This window comes from Terrabacter sp. 05T424 (genome assembly GCF_056396225.1).
The window spans coordinates 78,244-91,175 of the sequence record NZ_JBFTLB010000005.1 but is presented as its reverse complement, the minus strand read 5'-3'; the positions used below and the strand labels follow the sequence as shown (position 1 = coordinate 91,175).

Genomic DNA, 12,932 nt, shown 5'->3' with positions numbered 1-12,932 from the left:
GGTGCGGACCTCTGGCCCCACGAGTTCGCCTGCACCTCAGCCGGTTTCGTTGACTCTCGGCGCCTCGAGTCCGAGCGCCGCGCTCTCCTCGTCGGAGAAGAGCCGTGAACGAATGAGGAACCGCACGCCTTCAGGGGCCTCGACGGAGAAGCCGCTGCCGCGGCCCTTCACGACGTCGACCGTGAGGTGGGTGTGCTGCCAGTACGCGTACTGCGAGACCGACATCCAGAAGGCGACCGGCGCGACGACCCCGTCGACAACCAGGTCGCCGAGGTGCACGTCGGCATCGCTCGTGATGAAGTCGCCGGCCGGATAGCACATGGGAGAGCTGCCGTCGCAGCAGCCACCCGACTGGTGGAACATCAACGGACCGTGGATCCCGGTGAGGCGGCGGAGCAGGTCTGCCGCCTCACCGGTGAGGTCGACCCGGCTGGGGGAAGCCGATGGCTCACCAGGCGCGACCGTCTCTGGGGGCGTGGTCACGGGGACCGGCCCGGTCAGAAGAACCCGAGCGCGTCGGGCGAGTACGAGACGAGGAGGTTCTTCGTCTGCTGGTAGTGGTCGAGCATCATCTTGTGGTTCTCGCGGCCGATACCCGACTGCTTGTAGCCACCGAAGGCAGCGTGCGCCGGGTACTGGTGGTAGCAGTTGGTCCAGACGCGACCGGCCTTGATGCCACGGCCCATCCGGTACGCGCGTGAGCCGTCGCGCGTCCACACGCCGGCACCGAGGCCGTAGAGCGTGTCATTGCTGATGGCGAGCGCGTCGGCCTCGTCGTCGAAGCTCGTGAGCGAGACCACCGGGCCGAAGATCTCCTCCTGGAAGATCCGCATCGAGTTGTCGCCCTCGAAGACGGTCGGCGCGACGTAGTAGCCGTCGGCGAGGTCGCCGTCGAGCACGTTGCGCTCGCCACCGGTGAGCACCTTCGCGCCCTCCTGACGACCGATGTCGAGGTAGGAGAGGATCTTCTCGAGCTGGTCGTTGCTCGCCTGGGCTCCCATCGTCGTCTCGGTGTCGAGTGGGTTGCCCTGCTTGATCTTCTCGACGCGGGCGACGGCATCGGGCACGAAGTCGGCGTAGATCGAGCCCTGCACGAGCGCCCGCGACGGGCACGTGCAGACCTCGCCCTGGTTGAGCGCGAACATCGTGAAACCCTCGAGAGCCTTGTCGTAGAAGGCATCCCGCTCCTGGGCCACGTCATCGAAGAAGACGTTCGGGCTCTTGCCGCCGAGCTCGAGGGTGACGGGGATGATGTTCTGCGACGCGTACTGCATGATGAGGCGCCCGGTCGTCGTCTCGCCGGTGAAGGCGATCTTGGCGATGCGGGGGCTGCTCGCGAGCGGCTTGCCGGCCTCGACGCCGAAACCGTTGACGACGTTGAGCACGCCGGCCGGCAGTAGGTCACCGACGAGCTCGACGACCTTGAGGATCGACCACGGTGTCTGCTCGGCGGGCTTGAGCACGACGCAGTTGCCGGCTGCCAGGGCCGGCGCGAGCTTCCACACGGCCATGAGGATCGGAAAGTTCCAGGGGATGATCTGGCCGACGACGCCGAGCGGCTCGTGGAAGTGGTAGGCAACCGTGTTCTCGTCGATCTCGCTGCTCGAACCCTCTTGTCCCCGAAGGACGCCCGCGAAGTAGCGGAAGTGGTCGACCGCGAGCGGCAGGTCGGCGGCGAGGGTCTCGCGGACGGCCTTGCCGTTCTCCCAGGACTCTGCGACGGCGAGGGCCTCGAGGTTCTCCTCGATGCGGTCGGCGATCCGGTTGAGGATCAACGAACGCTCTCCCAGGCTCGTGCGGCCCCAGGCCGGGGCGGCGGCGTGGGCCGCGTCGAGGGCGGCCTCGATGTCCTCCTCGGTGCCGCGGGCGACCTCGCAGAACGGCTTGCCGTTGACCGGAGAGGTGTTCTCGAACCAGAGGCCCTTCTTCGGGTCGACCCAGTTGCCGCCGATGAAGTGGCCGTAGCGGTCGAGGACGGTCACGAGCGAGTCCGGCTGCCCGGGCGGTGCGTAGACGGTCATGGTTGATCTCCCAACATCCTTGGTGGTCTCCCCTCGAAGGGGTTGGCAGGACGCTAGGCAGCGCAACGTTGCAACCACGTTGCGTCGCGTATGCCGGGTGACGGCGTCACGGCATACGCCCCCGTTTGTGGCCTCTCGACGTGCGCACACCCACGAACTTTGGCCTCTCGACGTGTGAAACCGTCGAGAGGCCAAAGTCTGCGGGTGTCTCGAGGTCGAGAGGCCACTGTCTGCGGGTCAGGGGCTGCCGAGCTCTCGGTCGAGGCGGCGGATCTGGTTCTGCACGAGCGGCATGAGCGGCGACGCCGAGCCGAGCACCCGGGCCTGCGCCTGCCACATCTCGTAGTCATCGGCGCCGGAGGCCGACCGGGTCCACGCCGACATGAGGTCGGCCCGCCCGCTGCGGAGGATGGCCGTGCGCACGTCGCCCTCGATGCTCTCGCGCAGCCGGACCACCCCCGGCGCGACCGACCGCGGCAGGAGCGGGCCGCGGTACGAGCGCATCGCGCTCGTCACGTCGCCGGCCGCGAGGTGGGCCTCGACAGCGAGCCAGTCGCCGGCAAGACCGGCGACGAGCCGGTAGGGCCGCGATGCGAGGAGGTCGTCGCCGAGGAGGCTGCGCAGGCGGCCCATCTCGACGCGCAGGGTCGAGGCGCTGCTGTCCTCCTCGTACAGCAGGATGGCGAGCTCGTCACCCGAGAGCCCGCGCGAGGCCGACGCGAGCAGCAGCAGGATCTCGCTGTGGCGTGGGCTCAGGCGCACGGTCTGTCGGCGGCCGCGGCCGTCGTCGATCGTGAGCAGCGTGTCGTTGCGGCCGAGCGACTCCATCAGGACCGAGAGCCCGCCACCGGCGGGCACCTCCGGCGACGAGGCGCTCCGGGACCGGACGAGCAGCTCGCGGGCGAGCTCGGACCCGGCCATCCTCGCGGCGGCCCGCACCATCGCCATGGTCTGCGGGACGCCGATCTCGTCGCCGCCCGTGATGTCGAGGACCCCGAGGATGCTCTGATCGGACGGGTCGTGGATCGTCGTCGCCGCACAGCTCCAGTGCTGGACCGACCGGCGGAAGTGCTCTGCACCGAGGACGTTGACCGATCGGTCGAGCCGGAGGGCCATGCCCGGGGCATTGGTGCCGGCGACCCGCTCGTCCCAGTTGCTGCCCTCGACGAAACCGATCGACTCCGCACGGCGCAGGACGCTCGGAGTGCCACACACCCAGAGCAGCTGCCCGGCCGCGTCCGAGACCGCCATCACGGCGTCGCAGTCGCGCGCGGCCTGGCCCAGCACGTCGTCGAGGAGCGGGAACACCCTGGCCAGCGGATGCGCCGACCGGTGGTCGCGAAGAGCGTCACCGGGCAGCGTGATCGGGGCGTCCACGGTGTCGACCTGGACGCCGGCCGCCGCGGACCGCAGCCACGAGTCGGCCACGTGGGCACGGACCCCCGTGCTCTCGGGCTCGGGTCGCGCGGAGCTCTGCTCGTCGGCGGGCATGCGCCGATTGTGCACGTGGTTCGCACGAGATCGACAGGTTCGAGTGGAAGGCCACAGCACGGTCCGACCGGACTTCCGCCTCGTGGGTAGGACCAAAGGGTGGTCAAGCGCGGCTTTGAGGCGCACCATGAAAGGACCCGCCCGTAGGGTCCCGAGGGAAAGTCCGAGGAGCGACGATGTCACGACGAGCCCCCTTCGTCCCAGACGGTGTGCCAGTCCTGTCCCGAGGCCGGCACCGCAGCGCGCGCAAGGGCGCCTGCTTCATGGAGATGGCATCGTTCCTCGCCGGTGAACGCTGGAGCGACCATCCCGTGTGCACCCACCCGGTGCTCGCCACGCTGGCCCGCTGCGTCAACGACATGCTCGACGAGACGCACCGACAACGGCTCGTGACGATGATCCCCGAGGTCGTCGGTCTCAACCCGGACGACCCACGCGTGCCGGCTGCGCTCGTGCTCACCGCTGCACGGTCGGCGCTGCCCGTGTCGGCCGAAGAGCGACAGAACGTCATGGCGCTCGCGATCCTCAACGCCGAGGGCGTCCTCGCCGAGCAGGACGGCCGCTCGCCCGGACAGCTGTCGAAGGCGTCCCGGACGGCCCTGGCGACGTCGCCGGCAGCCGAACGCTGGGCACGCATCCACCTGGCCCGTCTCGGGTTCAACGCCGCCGCGGTGCGGCCGGCGAACGCTGCGAAGATCGTCGCGCTGGCCGTCGACGGCATCGCGCGCGCCTGCGTCGACGACCCCGAGGAGCTGCTGGTCCGGCTGCTGCGCGACGCCATCGACGTCGTGGCCACCTTCGCTCCCCTCGTGCCGGCCCCGGTCACGGTCGGCTGGGCCGAGCCGGAGCCGACGACTTCCGAGGCCACGCCCGGCCCGATGTCGCGGCGGCTGGTCCGCTAGCCTGCGCGCCCGCGTCGACGCCGGAGCGTCCGCGCACCGCGCGAACATCGAAAGAGCAGCTCGTCACCACGGGTGACGAGCTGCTCTTTCGATTGGCGAGTTGGGCGAGGCCCGCTGTGGATCGCGCTGTTTTCCTGACGCAGCGTTCTCTCGATCGGCTGGTCTGGTGCGTCAGCGGGTCCGGTGCGTCAGCGGGTCTCGCGGAAGTCGACGTGCTCGCGCGCGACGGGGTCGAACTTGCGCAGCACGAGCCGGTCGGGCTGGGTGCGGCGGTTCTTCGTCGTGACGTAGCTGAAGCCCGTTCCTGCCGTCGAGCGGAGGGTGACGACGGGACGCAGTTCGGTTCGCTTGGCCATGGGTGCTCCTTGAGGTCCGGTGATCGCGAGCTCTCGCGACGATCATGAGAACCATTCTCGACAACAGTGCATTCCCGAGCCCGTATGCCAAAGGCCCCCGCGCGCGTCGCGGGAGCCTCCGGCAGAGGGTTGCGTCAGGCGAGGCCTGCGCTGGCCAGCCAGGCCTTGGCGACCACGGCGGCGTCCTTCTTGTCGACGACCACCTGCTTGACCATGTCGGCAAGGGCCGGGGTGTCGAGCTTGGCGGAGACAGCGTTGAGGGCCGCCTTGACCGAATCGGCCTTCTCGGTCCGCACGAGGGGCACGACGTTGTCGGAGCCGAAGAGGCTCTGCGGGTCGTCGAGCACGACGAACCCGTTGGCCGCGATCGAGGGATCGGTGCTGAAGATGTTGGCGGCCTTGACCTGGCCGTTCTTCAGCGCCTCGACGGTGGCCTGGCTCTGGAGCGGGCGGAACTCCTTGGGCGTGATGTTGTAGACCGACTTGAGGCCGACCAGTCCCTGCTGCCGGGTCTTGAACTCGGCCGGGGCGCCGATGGTGAGCTCACCTTGGTGCGCGGCGAGGTCGGGGATCGCCTTGAGCGACCACTGGTTGGCGGTGTCCTTGGTGACGGCGATGGAGTTCTTGTCCTGGGCGGCTGACTTGTCGAGGACGGTGAGGCCCTGCGGCACCACCTTCTGCAGTGCGGAGTAGACCTCGTCGGGCTGCGTGACCTTGGCGTTCTTGTCGTAGAAGTTGAGCAGCGACCCGGTGTACTCGGCGAGGACGTCGACCTCGCCGTCGGTGATGGCCTTGAGGTAGGTCTCGCGGCTGCCGATGTTGAACTGACGCGTGACGGTGGTGCCCTTGGCCTCAAGGGCCTGGGCGTAGATCTCGCCGAGCAGGGCTGCCTCGGGGAAGTCGGCCGAGCCGATCTTGACCGAGCCGGCGACCCCGGTCGAGCCGCCGGTCGAGCCTCCCGTCGAGCCGGCGCCGGGCTGCGTGGCGGGCGCGAGCGGGTCACCGCTGCTACCGCAGGCAGCGAGCGGCACGACGGCGGCGAGGAGCAGTCCCGCGGCGAGGAAGCGCGTGCGTGTCATGGTCGTTCCCTTTCGGATGGGCTGCCCACGAGGGCGGCCGCCTGGTCTGGTGCGGTGGTGCGAGTTCGTGAACGGGCAACACGCGGAGTTCGCCCGGTGATTCCCGGCGAGACGGCCCGCTTCTCGAGCAGCGCCAGGATGCCGTCGGCCACGAGGGCCAGCACGGCGACGAGGATCGAGCCGCAGACCATCTGGACGAAGTCGCGCGAGGCGAGCCCGTCGATGAGGTAGCGGCCGAGCCCGCCCAGGCTCACCGAGGCCGCGATGGTCGCGGTCGCGATGACCTGGAGCGTCGCGCTGCGCAGGCCACTGAGGAAGAGCGGCAGCGCGATCGGCGCCTCGACCTTCGTCAGCACCTGCCTGCCGGTCATGCCCATCCCCCGCGCCGCGTCGCGCGCCGCGGGCTCGACACTGTCGATGCCGGCATATGTGCCCGACAGCAGTGGCGGGATGGCGAGCAGGACGAGCACGGTGATGCTCGGGATGACAAACGCGAGGTCGCTCTTGATAAGCGGTCCGACGAACATCGACACCGCGAAGAGGAGCCCGAGCGTCGGCACGGCCCGGGCCGCGTTGGCGCTCGTGACGAGCCAGCGCATGCGACCGGAGTGCCCGACCCATGCCCCGATCGGGACGGCCACGGCCAGGGCGATGAGCAGGGTGAGGCCGGTGTAGAGCAGGTGCTCGACCACGCGGTTGGGCACGCCGTCGACGCCCTGCCAGTGCGTGGGATCGGTAAACCAGCTCCAGATCGACGAGAAGCTCACGCGGCCACCACCCGGGTCCAGGGCGTCAGCAGCCGCGAGACGACCTGGATGACGAGGTCGAAGACGAGCGCGAGGAGCAGGCACGCGATGATGCCGACCCACACCTCGGTGGGGAAGGTGCGGGCGTAGCCGTCGGTGAGGAAGTAGCCGAGCTGCGAGACCCCGATGAGCGAGGCGACGCTGACGATGCTGACGTTGCTCACCGCGGCGACCCGCAGCCCTGCGGCGATGACGGGGACCGCGAGGGGCAGGTCTACGGCCCGGAACCGGGCCACCGGCCCGTAGCCCATCGCCCCGGCGGCCTGCCGGGTGGAGGCGTCGACGGACGAGAGCCCGTCGGTGACGGTGCGGGTGAGCAGGGCGACGGTGTAGATGGTCATCGCGACGATGACGTTGACCGGGTCGAGGATCTTCGTGCCGAGGATCGGCGGGAGCAGGATGAACAGGGCCAGCGAGGGGATCGTGTAGAGCAGCCCCGTGGTCGTCAGGAGCGGGGCCCGCAGCCACGCCGTGCGCGAGGCGAGCCAGCCCAGCGGGAGGGCGATGACGAGACCGAGCACGAGCGGCAGCCCAGCGAGCCAGGCGTGCTGGCCAGCCCGGGTGACGATGTCGCCGAGGTGGTCGAGCGCCCAGCTCACCGCGCGGTCGCCCCCTCGGTGGGGACCTCGGGAGCCTCGGCGGCGCCGTCGGCGGACCGCTCGGCCGGGCCATCGACCCCGAGGGCGTATGCCGTGTGGTCGCGTCGGGCCTCGATGGCCGGCACCACCTCGGCGGCCTTGATGGTGCCCACCAGGCGGCCGTCGTCGTCGGCGACGACACCTCGACCGCTGGGCGACGACAGTGCGGCGTCGAGCAGCGCCCGCAACGAGCCCGACGTCGAGGCGACGGTGCCACCGCGCTGGAGCAGGCCCCGCGTCACCTCGGACTMGACCGCGGCGGCGCGGACCCAGCCCAGCGGCTCGTGGTCGTCACTGACACACAGCACCCACGGCGTACCGACGGCACGCACGTCGTCGGCGCTGGCCCCGAGCCGGACGGTCGGCTCGTCGGCGAGCGTGAGCTCAGGGGCGGCCTCGAACGACAGGGCGCGGTAGCCGCGGTCGCGGCCGACGAAGCCCGCGACGAAGTCGTCAACGGGGTCGGTGAGCAGCTTGGCCGGCGAGTCCAACTGTGCAAGCACGCCGCCCACGCGCAGCACAGCGACCTGGTCGCCGAGCTTGATGGCCTCGTCGATGTCGTGGGTGACGAAGAGGATCGTCTTGCCGAGCTCGGACTGGAGCCGGAGGAACTCGTTCTGCAGCTGCTCGCGCACGACGGGATCGACGGCGGAGAACGGCTCGTCCATCAGCATGACCGGCGGGTCGGCTGCGAGCGCCCGCGCGACGCCGACCCGCTGCTGCTGGCCGCCCGAGAGCTGGGCCGGGTAGCGACGCGCCATGGCGGGGTCGAGCCCGACGCGCTCGATGAGCTCCATGGCGCGGTCGCGGGCAGTCCTCTTGTCGGTGCCGAGCAGACGGGGCACGGTCGTGACGTTGTCGAGGACGGTGCGGTGGGGAAAGAGACCGGCGTGCTGGATGACGTAGCCGATGCCGCGGCGCAGCTCGGCGACGTCGAAGGACGCCGTGTCGCGCCCGTCGACCGAGATGGTGCCTGCCGTCGGGACGATCATGCGGTTGACCATGCGCAGCGTAGTCGTCTTGCCGCAGCCGGAGGGCCCGACGAGCACGGTGATCTTGCCGGTCGGGGCCTCGAGCGTCAGGTCGTCGACGGCGACAGACCCCTGCCCCCCTTTGCCCCCGGACGAGTCGCCGTAACGCTTGGTCACGCCGTCGAAGCGGATCATGCCCCTCAACGTACCCGCCAGCACCCACGGCGCTGTGAACCTTCGCCTTACGGTCAGATGTCGATCGTGGCCCCGCCCGAGTGCACGATCTGCGCCACGACCGCCCCGATGGGCCCCGAGCGCGGCTCTCCGGAGCCACCGAGCTCGCGCGCGAACGTGGCCGCGACGGTCTCGGTGACGAGCGCGGTCCACAGCGGGGCGCGCACGAGCATGGCGTGGTCGGACCGCGCGACACGCACCAGGGTCGCGTCGAGGCCGTCCGCCTGCATCTTCTCGATGCGTTCACGCGACCGGCGCAGACCGCAGACGATGTCGCGGTCGCCGTGGATCACGACGGTGCGTCGCCCCTCCCCCGGCCACGGGTCGTCGGGCTCGATCCAGGGCGCGAGCCCCACGACGAGCCGCACGTCGTCCTCGTCACCGAGGTGCATGGCGACGCGACCGCCCATCGAGTGGCCGACGAGGGCGATCGGGGTCCCGGGATAGGTCTCCCGCAGCTGTCGCAAGGCGCAGCGGGCGTCGACGACGGGCATGTTCTCCGCGCCGTTCCAGCCGCGCACGCGAAAACGCAAGCGCGCCACGGCGACCGGGCCCGGGATCCTGCGCAGGGCCCGGGCGAACGGCACGAGCCGGGCCACGTTGTGCGACCAGGGGTGGTTGGGCTCGAACCCGTCGACCGCACCACCGTGCAGGACGAGGACCACCGCCCCCGCAGCTGCGGGCTGCGCGTCCCACGAGAGGAAGGCGAGCGGCATACGGGAGTCGGCGCAGGTCGGCCCGGACGTGGCGCTCACACCTGGGTGCGGTGGAAGTTCTTGAAGGAGCGGCTGGCAGTAGGGCCGCGCTGGCCCTGGTAGTGGGAGCCGTATGCCGCTGAGCCGTAAGGGTTCTCGGACGGCGAGCTGAGTCGGAAGAAGCAGAGCTGCCCGATCTTCATGCCGGGGTAGAGCATGATCGGCAGCGTCGCGACGTTGGACAGCTCGAGCGTGACGTGACCGCTGAAGCCGGGGTCGACGAAGCCGGCCGTGGCGTGGGTCAGCAGGCCGAGCCGCCCGAGCGAGCTCTTGCCCTCGACGCGGGCGGCCAGGTCGTCGGGGAGCGTCACGGCCTCGAGCGTCGAGCCCAGCACGAACTCGCCGGGGTGCAGCACGAAGCCCTCATCGCCGGGACCGACCTCGACGAGGCGCGTCAGGTCGGGCTGCTCGGCCGCCGGGTCGATGTAGGGGTACTTGTGGTTGTCGAAGAGCCGGAAGAACTTGTCCAGCCGGACGTCGACGCTCGACGGTTGGACCATCGTCGGGTCCCACGGGTCGAGCACGACCCGCTCGGCGGCGATCTCGGCCCTGATGTCCTTGTCGGAGAGCAGCACGGGTCGAGGCTATAACGCGGTGCGCGAATCACTCTCCCACTCCTGCCCTGTGGACCCCGCGCGCCGCCTATCGTCACGTCATGGACCCCTCGTACGCCGCCTCGAACGATGCCTCGCCCCCGCCGTCCATCGAGCCGCTCCTCGACGACCTCCATCGCGTCGTGCGGGCCGTGCTCGAACGCGTCCCGGGCGACGGGGACGGTCCCCGCCTCGTCGACGTCCTCGCCTCACACCTCGGGGTGCCACCCCGCGCGCTGGCGGTCGTCTCGCAGCCCGTGCCGCCGCACCGGATGGTCGACGCCGACCTGGCCCTCGCCGAGGTGTCGGAGGCCGACCCCGACCGCACGATCGTCGGCATCGCGGGCGACATGCGCCACCACATGTCGCTCGGCGACCTCGTCCAGGGGCTCCACGGGTCGGGGCTGCCGGTCGGGCAGGTCGACTACGACCGCATGCCCACCGGCCCGGGCAAGGACGACCAGCGGCAGGTGGTCACGTCGGGCATCCGACTCTTCCGGTTCGAGGGCGCCCCCGTCGCCGTCCGCCAGCAGGGCGTCAACCGGCAGTTCGGCCGCGAGCTGGGGAGCATCGAGGTGATGGGCGCCGACCGCGACCTCTCCGAGGCCCTCATGGCTCGCGTGCAGCAGCTCATGGACGAGCGGAGCATCCTCCGCGGCCAGGTCATCACGTTCGGCACCGACCCCTACGGCCCGGGCATCGCCGACGTGACGTTCGTGGCACGCCCGACCGTCGACGCAGGCGCCGTGGTGCTGCCGCACGGCCTGCTCGACCGGGTGTCGCACCACGTCATCGGGATGGGCGAGCAGCGCGAGCGGCTCCTCGCCCACGGGCAGCACCTCAAGCGGGGCGTCCTGCTCTACGGCCCGCCCGGCACCGGCAAGACGCACACCGTGCGCCACCTGCTGTCGGCGACGGCCGACACGACGGCGGTCCTGCTGAGCGGCGGCTCGCTGCGTTTCATCCACGACGCCGCCAAGGTGGCCCGGGCGCACCAGCCCGCCATCGTCGTCCTCGAGGACTGCGACCTCGTCGCCGAGGACCGCTCCTTCTCCATGGGCGCCTCACCCCTGCTGTTCGAGGTGCTCGACGCGCTCGACGGCCTCGACGCGGACGTCGACGTGGCCTTCGTGCTGACGACCAACCGCGTCGAGGACCTCGAGGTGGCCCTGTCGCAGCGGCCCGGACGCGTCGACCTCGCGGCCGAGATCCCGCTGCCCGACCTCGAGGGCCGGCTCGAGCTGCTCCACCTCTACGGCGGCCACCTCTTCGGCCACGAGGCCATGTCGGCTGCGGCCGCCCGCTCCGAGGGCACCACGGCATCGTTCACGAAGGAGCTCGTGCGGCGGGCCGTGCTCGCCGCTGCTCTGGCCGACGAGCAGCCTGCCGACGACCACCTCGGTCACGCCCTCGACGAGCTGCTCTCCGACTCGCAGCGGCTCACGCGGAGCCTGCTCGGCGTGGGCTCGGGTGAGCCTGCCGGCGGGGGGCCGGGCGGGCCTGCCGGTGACCCGTCAGGCGGCCCCATGAGCATGCCACCCGGCTTCCCGCACAGACCGGGTCGCGTGGTGTCGACGTTCGGCTACTCCTCCGACGGCGGGACCACCTACTCGGGCTGAGACGTACGCCCACGAGAAGGCATACGTCCTCGGAAGGCCGTGCGTCAGTGTTGCGCCGCGAGCAGCACTGACGCAGCCCTCAACCGGCGAAGGCGCGCACGGGCACACCGGGCACGGCGACGCGCACCCGGAAGAGGGCGCCGGCCTCGGGCTCCGGATCGTCCAGGTTCTCGCGCGACGTCGTGACGTAGAGGTCGCGCAGGTCGTCGCCGCCGAACGCGCACGCCGTCGTGAGCCGGACGGGCAGCTCGACCTCGGCGAGCACGTCACCGGCCGGCGAGTGGCAGCGCACCCGACCGGCGCCGTTGAGCGCGACCCAGACGTTGCCGGCGCTGTCGACGGTGAGGCCGTCGGGGTGGCCGATGTCGTGGGTGACGAAGGGGCGGCGGTTCGTCAGCTCGCCGTCGACGACGTCGAAGACGTCGGTCCGCCCCGTCGGGGTGTCGTCGTAGTAGGCGAGTCGGCCGTCGGGCGAGAGGTCGATGCCGTTGGAGATCGTCACGGCGGGGAGCACGGTGGCGACCGCGCCGTCGGGGTCGACGCGATAGAGGGTGGCGCTGCCGGGCACCCGGTCGTAGCCCATCGTCCCCGCCCACAGCCGTCCGCGACCGTCGACGCCGCCCTCGTTCATGCGGATCGACGGGTCGTCCCAGAGGTCCAACCACGGCTCGGGGATGCCGTCCGGCCCGTCCGCGAGCGACAGCCCGCGCTCGGTCGAGACCACCCAGCCACCTCGCGAGCGAGGGCGCAGGAACGCGGCCACGTCGCCGACGTGCATCCGGTCGACCGAGCCGTCGGCACGCAGCGTCAGGACGTCACCGGCGAGCATGTCGACCCAGCGCAGGCCACCCCACGTGGGCGACCAGACGGGGCCCTCACCGTGGTAGCAGAGCGCGTCGGTGACCTGCTCGGGAGCGCCCTCGACCAGACCGGTCCCGGCCGCATCCATCAGTCCCACCACACGCCGACGTAGTGGTGTCCCTCCGGCACGCCGGGCGCGTCGACCAGCCAGTCAGCGGCTCCCGCCGGGCCACCGCTGGACTCGGTGTCGGCGTCGATCGTCATCGCGTCGACCTCTTCGGGCTGCAGTGTGGTGATGACGGCCACCCCACTGGCGTAAGGCCATTCGTCGTCGGGAAAGTCCTCGAACTCCAGCACGTCGAGCTCGACCCGGACGTCGTGCACCTCAGGGTGCGAGCGCAGGTCGAGCAGGACCTTGCGCACGGTTTCGAGCTGCACGTCCTCGGGCCGGTTGGGTGCGATGCTCCACTCGCAGTCGTTGCCGTCGAAGAACTGCTCGAGGGTCACGGCCACCTGCGCCGTGGCTCCCCCCAGCCCGCGGACGTGGTCGACGAAGGCGGACTGCTTGGTCAGATCCATGACGGTCGTGGGCCCCTGGGGTCGCGGTCAGTGCACTGGCGCGGCGTCGGCTACACTGACGCCGCGTGCCGCCTCGCGAGCCCTTGC

The 12,932-nt window shown here is 70.8% G+C and carries 14 protein-coding genes; 2 read left to right on the top strand and 12 right to left on the bottom strand.

Going from position 1 to position 12,932, the window contains the following annotated elements; genetic code table 11:
• Window positions 1–36: 36 nt before the first annotated feature.
• The 3 genes from AC1DE0_RS12615 to AC1DE0_RS12605 all read right to left on the bottom strand — a co-directional run bounded on the left by AC1DE0_RS12615 (window position 37) and on the right by AC1DE0_RS12605 (window position 3,512).
• Window positions 37–483 carry a DUF779 domain-containing protein gene (locus AC1DE0_RS12615; protein ID WP_478100969.1) on the bottom strand — a complete coding sequence of 149 codons (447 nt, stop codon included), beginning with the start codon at window positions 481–483 and terminating at the stop codon, window positions 37–39.
• A gap of 14 nt (window positions 484–497) precedes the next feature.
• A complete protein-coding gene (gene exaC, locus AC1DE0_RS12610) occupies window positions 498–2,021 on the bottom strand; it encodes an acetaldehyde dehydrogenase ExaC (RefSeq protein ID WP_478100967.1) in 1,524 nt (507 codons plus the stop codon).
• Window positions 2,022–2,258: 237 nt separating this feature from the next.
• A complete protein-coding gene (locus AC1DE0_RS12605; RefSeq protein WP_478100965.1) occupies window positions 2,259–3,512 on the bottom strand; it encodes a GAF domain-containing protein in 1,254 nt (417 codons plus the stop codon).
• Window positions 3,513–3,688: 176 nt separating this feature from the next.
• Between AC1DE0_RS12605 and AC1DE0_RS12600 the strand changes: the two genes are divergently transcribed.
• Window positions 3,689–4,414 (top strand): hypothetical protein, encoded by a 726-nt coding sequence (locus tag AC1DE0_RS12600; RefSeq protein WP_478100963.1) that lies wholly within the window; start codon window positions 3,689–3,691, stop codon window positions 4,412–4,414.
• A gap of 188 nt (window positions 4,415–4,602) precedes the next feature.
• On the opposite strand, the gene rpmG is transcribed toward AC1DE0_RS12600, so the two are convergent.
• From rpmG to dcd, 7 genes are all read right to left on the bottom strand, one after another.
• Complete coding sequence (rpmG, locus tag AC1DE0_RS12595; RefSeq protein ID WP_478100962.1) at window positions 4,603–4,770, bottom strand: 50S ribosomal protein L33; 168 nt, start codon at window positions 4,768–4,770, stop codon at window positions 4,603–4,605.
• Between the two features lie 134 nt (window positions 4,771–4,904).
• Window positions 4,905–5,849 carry an ABC transporter substrate-binding protein gene (locus AC1DE0_RS12590; RefSeq protein WP_478100960.1) on the bottom strand — a complete coding sequence of 315 codons (945 nt, stop codon included), beginning with the start codon at window positions 5,847–5,849 and terminating at the stop codon, window positions 4,905–4,907.
• Window positions 5,846–6,616, bottom strand: coding sequence for an ABC transporter permease (locus AC1DE0_RS12585; RefSeq protein WP_478100958.1), 771 nt, complete (start codon window positions 6,614–6,616; stop codon window positions 5,846–5,848). The genes AC1DE0_RS12590 and AC1DE0_RS12585 overlap by 4 nt, the downstream gene beginning before the upstream one ends.
• Window positions 6,613–7,254, bottom strand: a complete 642-nt coding sequence (locus AC1DE0_RS12580) for an ABC transporter permease (protein ID WP_478100956.1) — start codon at window positions 7,252–7,254, stop codon at window positions 6,613–6,615. Before AC1DE0_RS12580 ends, AC1DE0_RS12585 begins: the two co-directional genes overlap by 4 nt.
• On the bottom strand, window positions 7,251–8,459 hold the full coding sequence (locus AC1DE0_RS12575; RefSeq protein WP_478100954.1) for an ABC transporter ATP-binding protein: 1,209 nt from the start codon (window positions 8,457–8,459) through the stop codon (window positions 7,251–7,253). The genes AC1DE0_RS12580 and AC1DE0_RS12575 overlap by 4 nt, the downstream gene beginning before the upstream one ends.
• Window positions 8,460–8,512: 53 nt before the next feature.
• The gene (locus tag AC1DE0_RS12570) at window positions 8,513–9,253 is read right to left on the bottom strand and encodes an alpha/beta hydrolase (protein ID WP_478100952.1); all 741 of its coding nucleotides are present in this window, start codon (window positions 9,251–9,253) and stop codon (window positions 8,513–8,515) included.
• Window positions 9,250–9,828 (bottom strand): dCTP deaminase, encoded by a 579-nt coding sequence (dcd, locus tag AC1DE0_RS12565; protein WP_478100950.1) that lies wholly within the window; start codon window positions 9,826–9,828, stop codon window positions 9,250–9,252. The genes AC1DE0_RS12570 and dcd overlap by 4 nt, the downstream gene beginning before the upstream one ends.
• A gap of 80 nt (window positions 9,829–9,908) precedes the next feature.
• Between dcd and AC1DE0_RS12560 the strand changes: the two genes are divergently transcribed.
• Window positions 9,909–11,465, top strand: a complete 1,557-nt coding sequence (locus AC1DE0_RS12560; protein WP_478100948.1) for an AAA family ATPase — start codon at window positions 9,909–9,911, stop codon at window positions 11,463–11,465.
• A 79-nt stretch (window positions 11,466–11,544) separates the two neighbouring features.
• On the opposite strand, the gene AC1DE0_RS12555 is transcribed toward AC1DE0_RS12560, so the two are convergent.
• Window positions 11,545–12,414 carry an SMP-30/gluconolactonase/LRE family protein gene (locus AC1DE0_RS12555; protein WP_478100946.1) on the bottom strand — a complete coding sequence of 290 codons (870 nt, stop codon included), beginning with the start codon at window positions 12,412–12,414 and terminating at the stop codon, window positions 11,545–11,547.
• Window positions 12,414–12,845, bottom strand: a complete 432-nt coding sequence (locus tag AC1DE0_RS12550) for a hypothetical protein (RefSeq protein WP_478100944.1) — start codon at window positions 12,843–12,845, stop codon at window positions 12,414–12,416. Before AC1DE0_RS12550 ends, AC1DE0_RS12555 begins: the two co-directional genes overlap by 1 nt.
• Window positions 12,846–12,932: the final 87 nt, after the last annotated feature.